This is a genomic window from Stutzerimonas chloritidismutans (genome assembly GCF_038562055.1).
Taxonomy (GTDB): Bacteria; Pseudomonadota; Gammaproteobacteria; order Pseudomonadales; family Pseudomonadaceae; genus Stutzerimonas; species Stutzerimonas chloritidismutans_A.
The window spans coordinates 1-16,510 of sequence record NZ_JBCFXD010000001.1 but is presented as its reverse complement, the minus strand read 5'-3'; the positions used below and the strand labels follow the sequence as shown (position 1 = coordinate 16,510).

At 53.9% G+C, this 16,510-nt stretch carries 16 protein-coding genes and 1 pseudogene; 7 read left to right on the top strand and 10 right to left on the bottom strand.

From position 1 onward, the window contains the following. Positions 1–3 precede the first annotated feature (3 nt). From AAGW23_RS00085 to AAGW23_RS00075, 3 genes are read right to left on the bottom strand one after another with little or no spacing between them, the layout of a single operon-like run. Positions 4–465, bottom strand: coding sequence for a methyltransferase family protein (locus tag AAGW23_RS00085; protein WP_014822260.1), 462 nt, complete (start codon positions 463–465; stop codon positions 4–6). Positions 466–469: 4 nt separating this feature from the next. Continuing rightward, positions 470–1,150: a DsbA family protein gene (locus AAGW23_RS00080; protein ID WP_074858845.1), complete on the bottom strand. Its 681-nt coding sequence runs from the start codon at positions 1,148–1,150 to the stop codon at positions 470–472. Further along, positions 1,147–1,581, bottom strand: coding sequence for a disulfide bond formation protein B (locus tag AAGW23_RS00075; protein WP_181689983.1), 435 nt, complete (start codon positions 1,579–1,581; stop codon positions 1,147–1,149). Before AAGW23_RS00075 ends, AAGW23_RS00080 begins: the two co-directional genes overlap by 4 nt. A 209-nt stretch (positions 1,582–1,790) precedes the next feature. Here AAGW23_RS00075 and AAGW23_RS00070 point away from each other — a divergent pair, with 209 nt between their 5' ends. After that, positions 1,791–2,750 (top strand): arsenic resistance protein, encoded by a 960-nt coding sequence (locus AAGW23_RS00070; RefSeq protein ID WP_003292675.1) that lies wholly within the window; start codon positions 1,791–1,793, stop codon positions 2,748–2,750. Between the two features lie 25 nt (positions 2,751–2,775). Here the strand turns inward: AAGW23_RS00070 and tnpC are convergent, their stop codons facing one another. Both tnpC and AAGW23_RS00060 read right to left on the bottom strand, forming a co-directional pair. Then, on the bottom strand, positions 2,776–3,138 hold the full coding sequence (gene tnpC / locus AAGW23_RS00065; RefSeq protein ID WP_003292676.1) for a Tn3 family transposase post-transcriptional regulator TnpC: 363 nt from the start codon (positions 3,136–3,138) through the stop codon (positions 2,776–2,778). After that, positions 3,135–3,311 carry a hypothetical protein gene (locus AAGW23_RS00060; protein WP_003292677.1) on the bottom strand — a complete coding sequence of 59 codons (177 nt, stop codon included), beginning with the start codon at positions 3,309–3,311 and terminating at the stop codon, positions 3,135–3,137. Before AAGW23_RS00060 ends, tnpC begins: the two co-directional genes overlap by 4 nt. Before the next feature lie 63 nt (positions 3,312–3,374). Here AAGW23_RS00060 and AAGW23_RS00055 point away from each other — a divergent pair, with 63 nt between their 5' ends. The 6 genes and pseudogenes from AAGW23_RS00055 to AAGW23_RS00030 form a co-directional block, all read left to right on the top strand. Then, positions 3,375–3,623, top strand: coding sequence for a hypothetical protein (locus AAGW23_RS00055; RefSeq protein ID WP_101153433.1), 249 nt, complete (start codon positions 3,375–3,377; stop codon positions 3,621–3,623). Positions 3,624–4,101: 478 nt separating this feature from the next. Continuing rightward, complete coding sequence (locus AAGW23_RS00050) at positions 4,102–5,760, top strand: ATP-dependent nuclease (protein WP_015275579.1); 1,659 nt, start codon at positions 4,102–4,104, stop codon at positions 5,758–5,760. Further along, positions 5,753–6,937 (top strand): UvrD-helicase domain-containing protein, encoded by a 1,185-nt coding sequence (locus tag AAGW23_RS00045; protein ID WP_003292679.1) that lies wholly within the window; start codon positions 5,753–5,755, stop codon positions 6,935–6,937. Before AAGW23_RS00050 ends, AAGW23_RS00045 begins: the two co-directional genes overlap by 8 nt. A gap of 73 nt (positions 6,938–7,010) precedes the next feature. After that, a complete protein-coding gene (locus AAGW23_RS00040) occupies positions 7,011–7,289 on the top strand; it encodes a BPSL0761 family protein (RefSeq protein WP_015275580.1) in 279 nt (92 codons plus the stop codon). Between the two features lie 212 nt (positions 7,290–7,501). Beyond that, positions 7,502–10,027 carry an ATP-dependent helicase HrpB gene (hrpB, locus tag AAGW23_RS00035; RefSeq protein ID WP_003292681.1) on the top strand — a complete coding sequence of 842 codons (2,526 nt, stop codon included), beginning with the start codon at positions 7,502–7,504 and terminating at the stop codon, positions 10,025–10,027. A 224-nt stretch (positions 10,028–10,251) separates the two neighbouring features. After that, positions 10,252–10,455, top strand: a pseudogene (locus AAGW23_RS00030) (chemotaxis protein); the annotation flags it as partial. A 78-nt stretch (positions 10,456–10,533) separates the two neighbouring features. Here the strand turns inward: AAGW23_RS00030 and AAGW23_RS00025 are convergent. The 5 genes from AAGW23_RS00025 to AAGW23_RS00005 all read right to left on the bottom strand — a co-directional run bounded on the left by AAGW23_RS00025 (position 10,534) and on the right by AAGW23_RS00005 (position 16,441). Continuing rightward, positions 10,534–12,003 (bottom strand): tyrosine-type recombinase/integrase, encoded by a 1,470-nt coding sequence (locus AAGW23_RS00025; protein ID WP_063613243.1) that lies wholly within the window; start codon positions 12,001–12,003, stop codon positions 10,534–10,536. Beyond that, positions 12,000–12,608 carry a hypothetical protein gene (locus AAGW23_RS00020; RefSeq protein WP_015275582.1) on the bottom strand — a complete coding sequence of 203 codons (609 nt, stop codon included), beginning with the start codon at positions 12,606–12,608 and terminating at the stop codon, positions 12,000–12,002. Before AAGW23_RS00020 ends, AAGW23_RS00025 begins: the two co-directional genes overlap by 4 nt. Continuing rightward, positions 12,609–14,705, bottom strand: coding sequence for a phage integrase (locus AAGW23_RS00015; protein ID WP_015275583.1), 2,097 nt, complete (start codon positions 14,703–14,705; stop codon positions 12,609–12,611). Beyond that, positions 14,695–15,222 (bottom strand): hypothetical protein, encoded by a 528-nt coding sequence (locus tag AAGW23_RS00010; RefSeq protein ID WP_003292684.1) that lies wholly within the window; start codon positions 15,220–15,222, stop codon positions 14,695–14,697. The genes AAGW23_RS00015 and AAGW23_RS00010 overlap by 11 nt, the downstream gene beginning before the upstream one ends. Positions 15,223–15,445: 223 nt before the next feature. Continuing rightward, positions 15,446–16,441, bottom strand: coding sequence for an IS5-like element ISPsp6 family transposase (locus AAGW23_RS00005; RefSeq protein ID WP_003282265.1), 996 nt, complete (start codon positions 16,439–16,441; stop codon positions 15,446–15,448). Positions 16,442–16,510 lie beyond the last annotated feature (69 nt).

Genomic DNA, 16,510 nt, shown 5'->3' with positions numbered 1-16,510 from the left:
CGCTCAGAGCCAGCGGCGAACTCGTGCACGGTAGCGGGCAAATGATTCGCCGAACAATGCTTCCAGCGCCCACTCTTCAGCTGCGATCTGGAAACGGTTCATGTACAGCACGAAAGCAACCACGCCCAGCAGTGTTAGAGGTGAGGCCAAGGCCAGCGCCCAAGCCGCCAGAATAATGGCGAAGCCTAAGTACATGGGGTTGCGGCTGTAATGGTAGATGCCAGCCTCCACCAATGCCGAAGCCTGCTGCGGCTGCAATGGATTGACAGTAGTACGTGCGCGGCGAAACGACAGTACGCCGGCGAAACACACGCCGAGCCCCAGGAACAGTACCGGCAAAGCGAAGGTCAGACACGCGGTCCATGCCAGTTCGATGCTCGGCAATCTGGATCCCGACAACCCCATCAGCAGAGCGATCAGGCCCGCTACGAGCAGCGGTGGCACGCGGTTCTCCAGCGCGCTCATAGTGTCATTCCCGTGCCTTGGCCACTTCGCTGCTCACTAATCGGCGCAGCGGCTCCGGGCCGAACTCGCTGAGCGCACGACCATTTACAAAAAAGGTCGGGGTGCCACGAATCCCAACGGCCTTGACGTCCTGCATGTCCGTTTCAAGCACGGCGTTGACGCTAGGCGTATGCATGTCCTGGCGGGCCTGCTCCAAGTTCAAACCGACGCGCTCGGCAGCAGCCCATGCCTGCGTGACTTTGGGGTCGTCGTGCCAACCGGGCTGGGCCTCCAGCACGGCCTCCAGCACTTTTTCATGAAGATTTTGCTTACGCGCCGCCTCCAGCATCCGTGATACCTCTTCGGAGCCCTGATGGAATAGCACATAGCGCAGCACCAAACGCACATCTTCCGGGTTCTCGGCGAGTATCTGCTTCACATAGGGATGGAATGCGCGGCATGCTTCGCAGGAAGGATCGAAGAATTCGACGATGGTCACTGGAGCCTGCGCCGGACCAAATACTGGTGAGTGGAAGCGAACCAGTTGGCCGCCGTTCTGTTTGGGTTGTGTCCCGGTCTCTTGGGCGGTCGAACCGGGAGCCTGGGCCTGTTGAGGCGACTGCGACGGGGAATAGAAGAATGCGGCGGCAGCAAACACGGCCAGGACCACGACACTGGTGATCAAGACCACGGAACGGCGATTCATGAGGTGGTTCTCCGACGGATGAGAATGAGCAGGATGGCGATAAGGATAAAAGCGAACAAGGCAAGTGCCGGCAGGGGCACCACGCCGAAGAGGGTCATTCCGGCGCCTGAGCAGGATGGACCAGTGGCCGTGCAGGGCTGGATCGGCTGTGGAATCAGCCCTGCATAGAGCAGCGTGTGAACAAATGCCAGTGCCGCACCGATAGCGGTCAGCGGCAGGGCATAGCGCCAGACAGTAAAATCCGAGCGGTAGCAGGCGATGGCCAGGATCACCGCCAGCGGAAACATAAAGGCGCGCTGGAACCAGCACAAAACACAGGGTGGCTGGCCCATCACCTCGCCAATGAACAGCGCGGATAGGGTCGATACCAGTGCGACCAGCCAGGTTAGCAGTAGTAGATTCCAGGCCATGCCTGACGGTTGAGGCTTCATTGCGGTTAACTCCAGGCGATGGCGAACACTTGCCTCAGACCCGCCATCCAGTTATTTCGAAACATCATGCATCCTCTTATCGGCAGGACTTGTTAGGACCGTTGCGGACTTCGCCCAACGGCAAAGCGAAAAGCAACCAGCCTCAACGCTGGGTTAAATCCGATGCCAGTGGGAGAATGTCGCCCTTGCGCAACAAGGGAAGATATCAGATGTCGCGGGACTGGCTGGAAGAACACCAGATAGCATTTTATTTCGCGGCGGTGGTGGCCGCTGCCATTGCAGGCCTGAGCTCTGCGCAATTCACCGGACTGACGGCCATGGCCATCACACCGGCGATTGCCGTGCTGATGTATGCCATGTTTCTGCAGATTCCTTTTTTGGAGCTGCGAGAAGCTTTTGCCAACCGCCGCTTCGTCGGTGCCTTGTTGCTGGCCAACTTCCTATTGGTGCCATTGATGGTGTGGCTGGTGACGTGGCCGCTCTCATCGAACAAGGCCTTGTTGGTCGGCGCGCTGCTTGTCCTGCTGACGCCTTGTATCGATTACGTGGTGGTCTTCACCCACCTGGGCAAAGGGGACTCTCGTCTGGTGCTCGCGGCGACGCCATTGCTGCTGTTGCTCCAGCTTCTGCTGCTGCCCCTCTACTTGCGGCTAATCCTTGGCCCCGAAGCCGGCACAGTGATCGAGCTGTGGCCCTTCGCAGAAGCCTTCCTGTTACTGATCGTCCTACCCTTGGTAGCGGCTGTGCTCACCGAATTTGGCGGACGCCGATCTCTGCTGCTTCGCGCATGGAGCGCAGGTTGGGCCTGGCTGCCAGTGCCTGCAATGGCCCTGGTTCTAATCGTGGTGGTGGGTTCGCAGATCGCGGCTGTCGTGTACCAACTCGACATCCTGGCGCCGTTGCTTCCGGTATACGGAGCGTTTCTACTACTCGCTCCGGCCCTCGGCGTACTCAGCTCCCGGCTATTTGGCTTGGAGGCTTCTGCCGCACGGGCAGTGGCCTTTAGCTCAGGCACTCGCAACTCGCTTGTAGTGCTTCCCCTGGCCCTAGCGCTCCCGGAGTCCATTCGCGCGCTGGCCGCGGCGGCTGTGATTACTCAGACACTCGTAGAACTGATTGGTGAATTGATCTACTTACGGGCGATTCCAGCCATGGTCAGAAACAGTTGAGCCTCGTCGAAATCGGCGAGAGCGCTCATGCCTCGTGCTGTGGAGCAAGATTGATCAGCGGCGCAATGATGAGCTGAGCGGAGCGCGCCCAAGAAACCAGTGCCTCAAGATCCATCTGTAGAGATTGGGCTTCTGTCCAGATACAAGCACTCTCGGCAGGCACCGTAAGAGCGATGCCCTCAACTATCGTCAGAGCCATCGCATGCAATCTCAGTAGCTCGTCGCGAATGGAGGTGATTCCACCCAGTTCCACCAAGCAGACGTCCAAGCGATCAACCAGCCGGAGCAGTTGAGAGGTGTCGAAGCTGTCGCGCAGGTTTTCCAACGCCACGGCGTCCACTTCGCCGTACGGTGTAAGGCGGAAGGATGCGGGAGGAATGTTGATCATGGCGTTTTCTCGGTATCTAGCTGGCTAGGTCTGATCACCCGCAGCGAGCCGGCAGCTTGTTGGAACACCGAGTCCTTGATCCAGGGCTCCGGTGGCCGGTTTAGCTTGAGGTTGAATTCGCCGAAGCGCTTGAGGTTGCTGGTCAGGTAGAGTGGTTGGGCCCCCTTCAGCATACATAGCGGAACTGGTGTAGACGACTAGCCCTGAGCTAGGCCTTGGGCTTTCAAGCAGCTCCAATGATCGGCACTGAAGTGCTAGGGAGCGGATTACTTCTAAAATTCTGGCTAACACGCTCACACTTAAAAACGCTTCTGGATATGCTGGAAAAAGGCAAGCCAAGCAGGCGAAAAATTGACACTAACTACTTTCAATACAATGGTTATTTCTTGGGATATAACTCTTCTAAAGATAATGCCGGTAAATACGGATTTGAAGAAAGCCCTGCTGAAATCAAGCAAAAAGTGAAAGAGCTTTTACTAATCTAGCTCGGTCGAACAAACTAGGTCTATTGCTCGTTGAGTGATCGTCTCTGAGCATTTTAACTGCTGCCGTTGCTGGCAGCCATGAGTCAAAAATTGCACTCAACGACAGGCAGCTTTTGGCCGACAGGTGCCTGTCGTCACCGGCTGCAATCGGCCGAGGCTGTGTAAAAACGTTTTCGAGCGCGACAGGTACTCAAAACCGGACTGGAAATCGCGCATCTGGGCGAAATCCACATCTGCTGAGGTGCCGAAAAATTTCAGATTTCACGTAGACGCGCGCACTTCAATTTTGACGAAGCGTTTTTACACACTCTGGGCCAAAAGCAGGCATTAGATGTGACCACGGCACTCGAGGTGATTCAAAACTGCTCTAGACGTTCGTCTTCAGCTGATAGCCATATGGACAGCACACACCACCCAAGGTACGGTTCATTTGCCATGGTAATACGCCATTATCAAGCGATGCCTAGAGGGATTTAGAGTGCACGTTAAAGCCATCAAGCTGATCAACTTCAAAAAATTTCGCGACGAACTTCTAGAATTCAACGACGACGTCAATATTTTCGTCGGCGACAACAATGCTGGTAAAAGCACAATCTTGGAAGCGTTAGAAATTGTGCTCAATTACAATCATCGTGGACGGCCCTTCAACGGCGAGTTCTCCCCTGATCTTTTCAATCAGGATGCCGTCACGCGGTTTCTCGCCTCTGACTTGAGCTCCAAGCACCTGCCCAGCCTTATCATCGAAGCCTACATTGACGGTGTGCCTGAGTACCGAGGCTCGAACAACAGCCTCAAGGCTGACGCCCAGGGCGTCTTGGTACAAGCCTGTTTCGACCCGTCGCTGGAGGCCGTATACGAGAGCCACCTGCTGACCAAGCCGAACATCACCAGCATTCCGATCGAATTCTATAAGGTGGAATGGCTCGATTTCGGTTGGAATCCGATAAAACCGATCGCTAAGAAGTTTAAGGCGCTGTACATCGACCCCACACGTATCCACCCAACCATGGGGAAGAACCAGTACATTTCGAGCATTCTCAACACCGCATTGGCGAAGGAAGAGCTCGTCAAGCTGACCCTCAATTATCGTGAAAACCTGCAGGTGTTTAACAACTCCGGGGAGGTCAGGACGGTCAATGCCAGCCTTGATGCGGGTCACCTTATCACCGATAGCAAGCTCACCATTGCAGCAAGTACGTTACCTGCGGGCTCCATCCAGACCGGCCTACAGCTTGAGGTCGATGATGTGCCTTTTCACCTCATCGGCAAGGGTGAACAGAGCAATGTGCAGATTAAACTGGCCATTCAGAACAAATCCCACGACATCGATCTGGTGATGATGGAAGAGCCCGAAAATCATCTATCTCACACCAATCTGAACAAGCTTGTGCACTACATCGAAACCCAGCGAGGAGACAAGCAGCTGTTCCTGACCACCCACAGCTCGTATGTGTTGAACAAGCTGAGTATCGACAAAATTTGCCTTGTGCAGTCAGGGTACAAAAGGCTGCACACGCTAGACGCTAAAGTGGTGAAGACCCTCAAGCGTCTTCCTGGCTACGACACCTTGCGGGTGGCACTGTCGGGCAAGGTCATCCTGGTCGAGGGGCCGTCGGACGAACTGGTGCTCAAGAAAATCTACCAACGAAAACACAACCGACTGCCTGAGCAGGACGGGATAGATATCATCGTGGTACGCGGTGTAGGTTTCAAGACGTTCATCGAAGTCGGTAAAGAGATCGGCACCAAGATCCATGTGCTCAGGGATAATGACGGCGACTATAACGGTAACGTTGTACAAGGACGTCTGGAATACGCTGCGTTTCCTAACATCAAGCTGTACTCGTCGATGAACGACGCCGAATTTTCGCTTGAGCCAGCGATGATTTATGCCAACGCAGTTGACATTAAAACCCTTGACGCTTTCGCAAAGGAAGTCTTGTCGACGGAAACCTTCAATATCTACAACGCAGAGGTCTCTCTGGAGGATCGAAGGGAAAATTTGATCCGTTGGTTCAAGAGCGTAAAGGGCAACGGTAAAGGCGCTCGCAAGGTCGACTCTGCGGTCAAACTGTTCGATGGCGCACTGGACTTCAAGTACCCAGCCTTTCTAGACGAGGTGCTCGATTTTGCCTAACGAACTCTGGGTCGCAGGCGCCGGATCAGGGAAAACGCACAAGATCATTACTGAAGCCATTGAGACCATCAAGGCTGGTGGACGTGTGCTTGTAGTCACCTATACAACCAATAATCAGGCAGAGTTGCGCTCTCGTTTTGTTGAGTTGTACGGTGCTAGCAGTGAGCACTTCGTCGTCAAGGGGCTGTTCTCTTTTTACCTGGAAGATATGGTGCGTCCCTATCAGAGCGAGGTATTTCCAGATCGGATCACGACTATCTCGTTCACTGAGAACAACCCTCACTTAATATCAGGTACAACCTACTACATTGAAGGCAGAGCTGAAAAATCGGAAGATGGCACGATCAATCCACTGCATTACCTGACGCCCTGCAAAACAAAGGCGTACTCCGGGTTTTTGGCAAAGCTTGCGACCCTCATTGCGAAACTATCCAAAAATGCCCCTGCCAAGCGGTTGAAGGAGATTTATCAAAGGGTCTATTTTGATGAAGTGCAGGATTTGGTCGGTTGGGACTACGACGTGATCAAATCACTCAACAAGGTCATGGTCGACTCGATCTGTTGTGTGGGCGACTTTCGACAGACAATCTACACAACGACGTTCGGCCATAAGGCTCCGCAGACGCCTCAACAGAAGGTCGATTACTTCGTCGGGAAAATGAAGTTCGAAAAGCATTCGATGCCGAAGAATCGCAGGTGCATACAAGAAATCTGCGACCTCTCCGACACGATCCACCTGGGGCTGTATGACAAGACGGTAACAGGTGTCGAGAAAGTGCCAGACGAAATATCGCATCACCATGGCACCTTCATAGTGAAACAATCTCAGGTGAGCGATTACTTGGCAGCGTTTCAGCCTCAAGTACTGCGCTGGTCGTCCACCACCGGCACTGGATACCTACCGGGTAACCTTATCTGTTATACGTTCGGTTCCTGCAAAGGCTTAGGCTTTGATCGAGTGCTTGTGATCCCGTCAGATAAACATCTGAAGTTCATTGGCGGAAATGCCAAAGTGTTCGACAAGGATAAGACGGAGGAGTCGCGAAACAAGCTATACGTCGCGATTACCCGCGCGCGCTATAGCCTGGCCTTCCTCGTCGAGGATAAGAAGGTGAAAGGGCTCCCTTACCCCATATGGGATGGCTCTGGCGCGCTCAATGCAGTGATCGAAAAGTGAGGCGGAGAGGCTGACGACTCATGTTGAGTGACGAGAAGCCGCCTCTCCCCGCGGACATTTCAGGAGCAATACCATGACGATGGCCCATGAGCGCACCCGTAGCGTTGTTCAAACACGGGACTTCCTACAGGAGCTGGCTAGGGACACGAGCCTTCCTGAAAACGTACGGTACCAAGCAAATAATCTACTTCGGCATTACCCGACAGCAGAAGCCGTCTGGTTGGCTGGTCGAGTGGAAGAGCGATCCAAGCAAGAGCTTTCCCTATTGGCCGACAAGCATGGACCTCTACATCCGGTGTTAGTCAGCTGGCTGTTAAATGATCCGATGTTTTCGGATCACGGAGCCAGCTGAGCCGGGGCGCAACACTGGCAAGAGGATCCCCCTCGTCAGGTGTTCAAGGGGCAGATGCTGGCTGTGGCCTTGATGTCCATCATGCCGTTTAAATAGGCCCCGTTTATCTCTGATCGGCCCGAAGGGAGCCGTGCACTGGGCGTGATTGACATACCGCCGTGCCGTAACAGCTTCCCTCGTATCTATAATTGGTGGCTCAGCTAGGAGCCATCATGAGTTTGTTGCCGATTGAATCTGTTTTGCCCGCTTTAAGAGATGCCTTGTCTGCACGTAATGAAGTTGTACTTGAGGCAGCGCCGGGGGCAGGCAAAACAACGCGAGTACCAATAGCGCTGCTGGAAGAGCCTTGGCTGGCCGACCAGACTATTGTCATGCTCGAACCACGTCGACTAGCTGCCAGAGCCGCAGCTGAGCGACTGGCGAGCGAGCTGGGAGAAAGCGTTGGGCAAACAGTCGGCTATCGAATTCGCTTGGAGAGTAAGGTCGGACCACAGACTCGAATTGAAGTAGTGACTGAAGGCATTCTTACTCGTCGGCTTCAAGACGATCCTGCCCTAGATGGCGTTGGGCTGCTCATATTTGATGAGTATCATCTGCGTAGTCTCGATGCCGATCTGGCGTTGGCCTTGTGTCTCAACGGCCGTGAGTTGTTGCGCGACGAACCGCCGCTGAAGGTGCTGCTGATGTCCGCCACGCTGGAAGGCGAGCGCCTGTCGCGCCTGCTGGACGAGGCGCCTGTGGTACGCAGCGAAGGTCGCATGTATCCGGTGGAGCAGCGTTGGGGGCGGCCGAGTCAGATCGGCGAGGCGCTCGAACCCCGGGTGGTACAGACCATGCTCCAGGCCCTGGCCGATGAACCTGGCAGCCTGCTGGTGTTCCTCCCCGGCCAGGCGGAGATTCGCCGCGTCGCCGAGCAGTTGGCCGAGCGCCTCGCTGGCCGGTCAGAGATCCTGCTCTGCCCGCTCCACGGTGAACTGGACCTCGCTGCCCAGCGCGCGGCCATCGAGCCGGCACCGGCGGGCAAGCGCAAGGTGGTGCTGGCCACCAACATCGCCGAGACCAGCCTGACCATCGATGGCGTGCGCGTGGTGGTGGACGCGGGCCTGGAGCGTGTACCGCGCTTCGACCCGGCCAGTGGCATGACTCGCCTGGACACCCAGCGTATTTCCCGCTCCTCCGCGACCCAGCGTGCCGGCCGTGCCGGCCGTCTGCAGCCGGGTGCCTGCTACCGGCTCTGGTCTGAGGCCCAGCATGAGCAACTGGCCGCCCACGGGAGCGCGGAAATCCTCCAGGCCGACCTTGCCGGACTGGCGTTGCAACTGGCGCGCTGGGGGATTGGTGATCCCAATGAACTGGCCTGGCTCGATCCGCCGCCCACGGCTGCCTACGCCCAGGGCCGTGACCTGCTGCAACGCCTCGGCGCACTGGCCGACGATGGCAACTTGACCCGCCATGGCCAGGCCATGGCCGAACTGCCCGCCCATCCGCGCATTGCCCACCTGCTGTTACGTGGCCACGCCCTGGGACTCGGCGGCCTGGCCTGTGACCTCGCCGCCCTACTGGGCGAGCGCGACATCCTGCGTGGTGGCGGTGCCGACCTGCACAGCCGCCTCGCCTTGCTGGCCGGTAACGACAAGGCAGCGCGTGGCGCTCGTGGCGGCGTGCAGCGTGCTCGCCAGCTGGCGCGGCAGTTCCGTTCCTACCTGCGTGGCCCGGCCAGCGAGCCGGTGGCCGATCCGGATCACCCGCGCTGGCTCGGCTGCCTGCTGGCGTTCGCCTACCCGGACCGCATTGCCCAGCAACGTCGTGCCGGAGGGGCCGATTATCGGCTGGCCAATGGCCGTGCAGCCACCTTTGGCGAGCCGGATGCGCTGATGAAGGAGCCCTGGTTGGTGATCGCCGATCTCGGTAGCCGCCAGGGCCAGCGTGAAGAGCGCATCTATCTCGCGGCCGACCTTGATCCCGCACTGTTCGACGGCCCTCTGGCCGAACAGGTAAGGTGCCAGGACCTGCTCGACTGGGAAGAGCGCGAAGGTGTGCTGCGCGCCGAACGTCAGGTGAAAGTGGGTGAGTTGGTGCTGGCCCGCGAAGCCCTTGCCGAACTGGATGACGAGGCCCGCTCGCGTGCGCTGCTCGGTCTGGTGCGACGCAAGGGGCTGGAGCTGCTGCCGTGGAGTGCGGAGCTGCGCCAGTGGCAGGCGCGGGTGGCGCTGCTGCGCCGACTGGACCTGGCCGACACGGGCAGCAGCGAATGGCCAGACCTCTCCGACGCGGCGCTTCTGGCCAGCCTGGAGGAGTGGCTGCAGCCCTGGCTGGGCAAGGTCAGCCGCCTCAGCCATTTCGCCAACCTCGACCTCGCCGGCATCCTCCATGGCCTGCTGCCCTGGCCGCTGCCGCAACGCCTCGACGAGCTGGCGCCGCGTACGCTGGAAGTGCCCTCCGGCTCGCGCATCCGCCTCGACTACAGCGACGAGATGCCGGTTCTCGCGGTGCGCCTCCAAGAGCTGTTCGGCCTCGCCGACACTCCGCGCATCGCCGGTGGCCGTCAGGGCGTCAAGCTGCACCTGCTGTCCCCGGCCCAGCGCCCGGTGCAGGTCACCCAGGACCTGGCGAGTTTCTGGCGCAATACCTACGCGGAAGTGAAGAAAGATTTACGAGGTAGGTACCCTAAGCATTACTGGCCTGAGGACCCGCTTGTGGCCCAGGCTACAGCTAGAGCTAAGCCGCGAAAATCGTAGGCTGTTGCTCAATGCGGGCGTGTGAACCGGAACCCAGTGTTGCCTCGAGAGCAACGCAGGTTGGCTCTCTGTTGAGTGTGCCAGTCAACCGGCGTACTAGGGCCGTGCGAGTTTTACCGTATTGCCATTCGTAGAGTCGACGTGCCCGTTTTTTGCAGATTTCGGCCCTTTGTAAATGTGTGCTCCGGAACTTAAGCGACGGTTCACCCTTGACACCCTAGTGGAGGATCATAGATGTCGTGGACTTTGGCGGCATCGACCATGCATTCCTGGTTGATCACAACGGCCAAGTGATCTTCAGCCTTGACAAGGGTCAGGTGATGACGAACCTCAAGGACATCTATCCGGACAGAGCCCTACGGATTGAGTCGGGCATTCAGGATGCCACCTTGCACGGGCAGGAGCGGATTGTCTCTTTCGCCCCAGTGAACGACCGGTAAACGTCGTCGTCATTAGACACGCGCTTTATGGACGCTTCGGCAGTGAAGCGAGTTGTATCGCAACATTCAAAGGTGGTTATGCCAATGCTCCCAGCTTTTGACTGACTCCGTATTCTCTTCCTCTTCCTCTTCCTTTGTCTCTTTCTTGAGATCTTCTTGCCGAAGTTGCTTTAGCTTCTCCAGTTCACGCACGTACTCGTCAACTGGCATACCATTTTTTAATGCGTTCAGAAGTAGCTCCTCGGCCTGGTCATATATACGGTTAGTCCTGATTATATGGGCAGATGAAACGATGTCTTCGTATCCATCAAGTTTGGCGAATGCAAGATGAATATACCGTTCTACCGAGAGGGGATCTTTGTGGCCAGTCCACAGCATGACGTCGTAAAGAAACTTTTTGCTATTAAGCAGGGCGCTTCTGAAGTCGTCCTTTTGCTTGAACTTGTGTCTTTTGATTAGGAGTACGAAAAGATTGGTGATGAAAGCATGGCGGAACATGTGTGCACAGACTTTTTCTTCGATGCCGGCGTGACTTCTAAGTTGAATCATTTCATTCGTAATACTGCAGGCACCGAGCGGCTTACCAGTCTTTTCTTGAACAAAGAGTCTGTCGTGATCCGTGTCCTTGAAGTTGCGAAGAGATATTCTGCGGGCAAACTGAATATATTTCTTAGCTTCGCTTAGTACCACTCTTGAAATCGGGATAAAACGCTCGGAATAGGTTCCACGTTTCAAGGTTCGCAGACGTAGCAATGGGAACGACATGTTCATGGCATTACGTATGTCCGAAACGGTAATTTCAATTATCTCGCTGCGTCGAGCGCCCGTATGCTCAAGCAAGGAAATCACCAGATTCCGTCGAAGTTGAAGGTGTCTCGATGGGTGGATTTTGTTTGCTGAATCTCGCAAAAGCTTTATATGTTCGCTCGGGATCGGATCGCGCGTGTGGTAGCGCGTTCCAGATACATGAAGAGAGTGGTGATGCAGATAACTCCGCTTTATCGTTCTTCCTGAGCGCGTTGTGATAGTAAATGTTTTCATTACGGCGCGGATGGTTCCATTCTCTGATACAAATGCATCGTCGCCATAAAGACGTCCTACGAATTGCAAAAAATCTAGACAGATCCTACCAATTGCTAGGAGTGTAGTTTCGGTGCGCCTATTTACAGTGGGATCGTTGACAGATCGCTCCTTTCTTAATTCGTCAATGAAGTCTGAGAACTGTTGGTCAGACAGTCCTATAAAGTCAGTTCGGTATCTGAAGCAGTAGCGAACTAGTGGGCTTATTTTGGATGCATACTCCCCAATGCTTCCGCCTTTACCGCCGTGCCTTGATAGGCCTTTTCCACCTCGGCCAGGGCGGTCACGTAGTGCGAGCATGTAGAGATTTGCGACGTTATTGGGCGTGCCATCAGGCCAACAGCAAAACGGCAGGCCAGAACCATCTTTTGTTATAGTACTTCCATGCGCATGGTAGCTAAAGAGTGTTAGCTCTTTAAGTGGTTTAAATAGTTGTTGGCGAAGGTGGTTTGTCACTTGCGATACTCCTCCAGTCGCGTAACTCGCCCGTCTCCGGAAGAAGGGGAGGGGGGGGGTGGCTGTTCTGGAGGGAGGCTCAGTAGAGCAGTAAGTGCCTGAACGGCATCGCTTGCCCGCTTTTCAAGTAGAGCGGGATCTAGATTGCTACGTATATTTCTTAACTCGTTAATTGCCAGGCTTAATCCCTGGAGGAGGACCATGTTGGCGCAGCGCTGCTTATCAAGTCTCTCCTCTAGTTCAGTTACTAGTCGCGAAAGTCCGGACTTAGTGCGTTTTGTTGAAGTGGCCTCTTTGCTGCCATTGACCTTCTCAATGGCCCTCAATGCCGCTAGGCGGAGGGTATCAAGTTCCTTAAATCCTCCCTTGAACTGTAAGTTGGCGTGAGATTTTAAAGTGTTGATGCTCATTGGGGATTTTGACTTTATAGCCCCTGAGTCCTCGAAATTGAATTCGAGCTTGGCTAGCGCTCCTTGGCTTCTGAGAGCCTTTAGAATGTTCTCGTTTTTGGAAAAATAGTCAGGATTACGGTAGATTAGCTTTAAAAGTTCACTGGTTATTAATGTGGCGCTAGCATGTGGCTCTAGGTCGGAGATTTTTTTCATTTAGTCTGTGCTCTGAATTTTTACTACCACGCGCATATGTTGGCCGGTTTCGTCTGTGAAAAACTCTGGCTCAATCTGGACTTTCCCTGTCTTTATCATGTCGGTGATTGCGTCTTCAAGTTCAGCAGTGTCTACTAGAGCAAAATTATCTGTGTTGTAACGAATTTTTAGTATTTCGGCTAGATCTTCGTAAGCAGTGATATCGCCATTATGCAAGCTTTCTGCTATGAACTGAGCCTTAGCGCTACGCAAAACTGCACCATCAGTGGACTCAGTAATGTAATTCCAAACATGCTGCATGTCGGTGTGCCCGAGCATCCACTGCAGTGTCTCCAGTCCTCCAAAACTGCTCGAGTGGAAGAATACCATGGAGAAAAAGCGTCGAAGTTGATGTTGTCGGATATAGTACCTTTCTCCTTTTGAATTTAGTGGTAGTTCGAAATAATCGCACAACAAGTCTAGGTTTCTATTGTAGGCATACATTGTTTGCTGACTAAGCCCGGCATTTCCGAGGAGTCCGGGGGGGGCAAAGAGGCTAGTCATTTCAGTTATGAATCCGCTTTTTAAAAGTCTCTGCTGCATGGAAATTAAGTTTTTAATCATTTTTACGGCAATGGGTTCGATTGGGCGTGCTTGGCGTTGTCTTATGCCGAACAGGTTGGATGTGCTTTTTCTATTTAAGAAGATCAACCATCTTTCGCTTTTATCTAGGCAGTCAGTCGAGTGCAAATCGAGCATTTCTCCTATTCGGCGAGCCATGATTGTTCCAACTACCATCTGGACACATCCAATATAGATGCGTAAGCACTCAATCAGTCCCACATTATTTCTGAGTTCTATGAAGTAATTTGACTGCTTTCTCAGTGCGCCGTGCCTAATAGACACCGTTTGACATACAAGCCCAAGCTTCCTAATTCCCATGTCGATAAGCTCAGGGGGCATAATGTCTTGTAACTCTCCATTGGTAAGTTGCGTAGGGGCAATTCCATTGAGGTTGCAATGCTCTGCCATGCGGCAGAAACCTTCTATTAGAAGTTCTCCATACTTGAAATGGTACTCGATTGATTTTCTGAAGGCGTCTCTCACTATTGGGTACGGCAGCGTCCGAAACCGAGCAGCTTCAGAGAGTGATGGTTCATAATCAAGTATCTGCTTCAGCTCTGATACTTCGGGAGCTGGAAGCCCAATTTCATGAAGAATTCCAAGGTTGTATGTTAAAAATCTGTAGGCGCGAAATGGACCGGATGTCATTGCTTCATGGTCACCTGTCCTGACCGATGAACCGGGATACTCTCTCGATATTATTTCTCTCTCATTATCAGTATAGAATTCTAATGAGCTTAATGTTTTTAGTTTTAGATGCCCGCCTTTCAGTGTGTTGGCATAAAGCGATTTCGCTAGCTGCAAGGTGTTAGGGGTGCGGACTCCAGCAGTTGATCTTTTTTTATAATATCCATGCAAATGCAAGGCAGCTCTTGCATAAGGTATTAAATCAAAAGGTATTTCCAGGTGATGCTCATCTAGTTGTTCGTCAGTCACAATGCGCATTCGTGGATATTGATCTAGAATGCTATCGAGTTCGATAGAACTGGAAGTGTTTATTAAGCTTAAACAAAATTTGCTGATAGTCTTGGTCCACTCGTAAACCGACTCTTCCGAACCGTTGACGCTTGAGAAGACGTCTAGCATTCTCTTCATGTGATGGCTGTTGATTCCAGCCAATCCGAATCTGGATAGCTGATATTCTTTTGCATTCAGAAGAATGTAATCGGCAACGTGAATGGCCCTGTTAAACATCGTCATCTGTGCGGCTAGTGAACCTAATTCGATCGCCGATCCTCGAACAGAACGTGTAGATGTTGTTAAAAAATACTTTAGCCCGTCTAGTAATGGCTTGTTTTTTTGGGCAAGCAGAGAAGTTTCGTCGTCTAATGTAATGTCCCAGTTGATCGTGTTGGGGGTCGCAAAATTGAAATCATATTTCCATATGTGCAAGTCGAAATCACTCAGCAACCAACTTGATTTTTTGTATTCTGTCCTAGGGTCGGTGTAGAACGCTTTTAGGAAGTCTAGCTCTGCTGGTAATTCAACATTCATATATCAACTTCTCCATTCTGCGGGGGTTACACCTCTGCTCGGCGACATAAAGGTGGTCTTTCAGTAGTGCGTCATTATCCCTTCTGATCTCGGCAACAACGGCCTTCGTTAGATCTGCCCAGTATCGTGCTACTCCTGTCACTTCTTCGGGTCGTTCCGCTGTAGCCACTGCTTTCTCTAATGATACGAGGGCGGTCATTATCCCTGGATCCACTGAGATGTAGACCTCTGAGTACTGATTCGCTGAATAGGGTTCAGTTGTTTGAGTGTTCTCCGGGTTGACCAGGTGGTCAGGGATGTCTTTTAGTGCATGGTTCTTAAGAAATAGATTTAACTCTTCCATTGTCTCGAAGTCTGCGGCCTCTATGAGGAAGCTGCTATCTTTCATCGCGTCACAGATTAAGCCGCGCTGAAAAATTCTTATCCAGCGGGCTTGGAAGAAGGCTAGTATTGACTCCGGCAGGTAGTGAGAAAGTTGCAGGCAGTCGTGGTTTGCGTGGCCGAGCGCTTTGGACATGGCTTCGACGCTTTGGGTTTTTAAATATACCTCTACCCCACATGAGGCTCGAAGACTAGAAAGGGTGACTCGAGATAAGGAGACGCTGAACAATTAGCCAATTCTCACCGTCCCCCTTTTTCAACCCGGTTTTTTCAACCTACCGGCCTTATTCTGCGTTTCTTGGGCCGATTTCTACCCTGATTTTGCTGATTAGCGGGCCAGCCCCGCCTTTCGGACGGACTTATCCCGCCGTCCGTTGCAAATACCGCTTGGCCAGTACCAGATTGGCCAACCCAAACAGACTGAACAACTGCGCCGTATTCTTTTCCAGTCCACGGTAGCGAACCTTACGATGATTGAAGCGCACCTTGATCACCTGGAAGGGATGCTCGACCTTGGCACGCAGCTGCGCCTTGGCGTATTCGACTTTGCGCTTGACTCGGTACAGCACGCTGTCTTTGCCGTGATGTTTGTAACTGCTTGGCCGTGCTGCAATCGACCAGACAACGTCCCGTTCAGCATGCTCCGGTCGCTTGGCCGCACCAGTGTATCCAGCGTCACCCGAAACATAGGTTTCGGCGCCGTGCAGCAACTGATCGACCTGGGTGACATCCGCCACGTTGGCGGCAGTCCCTACCACGCTGTGCACGAGTCCCGATGTGGCGTCGACACCAACGTGGGCCTTCATCCCGAAGTGCCATTGATTGCCTTTCTTGGCCTGATGCATCTCAGGATCACGCTTACCTTCTCGGTTCTTGACCGAGGGCGGCGCGGCGATCAGGGTAGCGTCGACGATAGTGCCTTCCTTGAGCAGCAGACCCCGGCTGGCCAGATGCTGGTTAATCGTTTCAAACAGCACCCGCGTTAGCTGATGGGTTTCCAGCAAGCGGCGAAATCGCAACAAGGTAGTGGCATCCGGTGCCGACTCACGGCCCAGGTCGATGCCGATGAAACCACGAATGGCCTGGCTGTCGTAGACGGCATCTTCGGTACCTTCATCGGAGAGACCGAAACACTGCTGCACGACATACATGCGCAGCATGCGCGACAACCCAATCGCAGGGCGTCCACGCTTGCCTGTGGTGTCGCTATAGAACGGCGCCACTTGCGCCTCCACTTGTGCCCAGGGCACCAGCTGTTCAAGGTCAGCCAGGAAGCGATCTCGGCGAGTCTGCTTTTTCTTGCCGGTATATTCGAGTTCGGAGAAGGTCTTCTGCACGCGCGTAACAAAGCTCATGGAGGGGGCTGGTTGAGGGGGCTCAGTGTGCCAAGGGTGGGGGCGGCTGGCTATTTATGCAGTGTCTCC

Excerpts from the sequence above, each read along its gene's own strand:
- AAGW23_RS00085 (WP_014822260.1), bottom strand. The coding sequence starts at position 465 with ATGAGCGCGCTGGAGAACCGCGTGCCACCGCTGCTCGTAGCGGGCCTG.
- AAGW23_RS00080 (WP_074858845.1), bottom strand. The coding sequence starts at position 1,150 with ATGAATCGCCGTTCCGTGGTCTTGATCACCAGTGTCGTGGTCCTGGCC.
- AAGW23_RS00075 (WP_181689983.1), bottom strand. The coding sequence starts at position 1,581 with ATGAAGCCTCAACCGTCAGGCATGGCCTGGAATCTACTACTGCTAACC.
- AAGW23_RS00070 (WP_003292675.1), top strand. The coding sequence starts at position 1,791 with ATGTCGCGGGACTGGCTGGAAGAACACCAGATAGCATTTTATTTCGCG.
- tnpC (WP_003292676.1), bottom strand. The coding sequence starts at position 3,138 with ATGATCAACATTCCTCCCGCATCCTTCCGCCTTACACCGTACGGCGAA.
- AAGW23_RS00060 (WP_003292677.1), bottom strand. The coding sequence starts at position 3,311 with ATGCTGAAGGGGGCCCAACCACTCTACCTGACCAGCAACCTCAAGCGC.
- AAGW23_RS00055 (WP_101153433.1), top strand. The coding sequence starts at position 3,375 with ATGATCGGCACTGAAGTGCTAGGGAGCGGATTACTTCTAAAATTCTGG.
- AAGW23_RS00040 (WP_015275580.1), top strand. The coding sequence starts at position 7,011 with ATGACGATGGCCCATGAGCGCACCCGTAGCGTTGTTCAAACACGGGAC.
- hrpB (WP_003292681.1), top strand. The coding sequence starts at position 7,502 with ATGAGTTTGTTGCCGATTGAATCTGTTTTGCCCGCTTTAAGAGATGCC.
- AAGW23_RS00020 (WP_015275582.1), bottom strand. The coding sequence starts at position 12,608 with ATGAAAAAAATCTCCGACCTAGAGCCACATGCTAGCGCCACATTAATA.
- AAGW23_RS00015 (WP_015275583.1), bottom strand. The coding sequence starts at position 14,705 with ATGAATGTTGAATTACCAGCAGAGCTAGACTTCCTAAAAGCGTTCTAC.
- AAGW23_RS00010 (WP_003292684.1), bottom strand. The coding sequence starts at position 15,222 with ATGTCCAAAGCGCTCGGCCACGCAAACCACGACTGCCTGCAACTTTCT.
- AAGW23_RS00005 (WP_003282265.1), bottom strand. The coding sequence starts at position 16,441 with ATGAGCTTTGTTACGCGCGTGCAGAAGACCTTCTCCGAACTCGAATAT.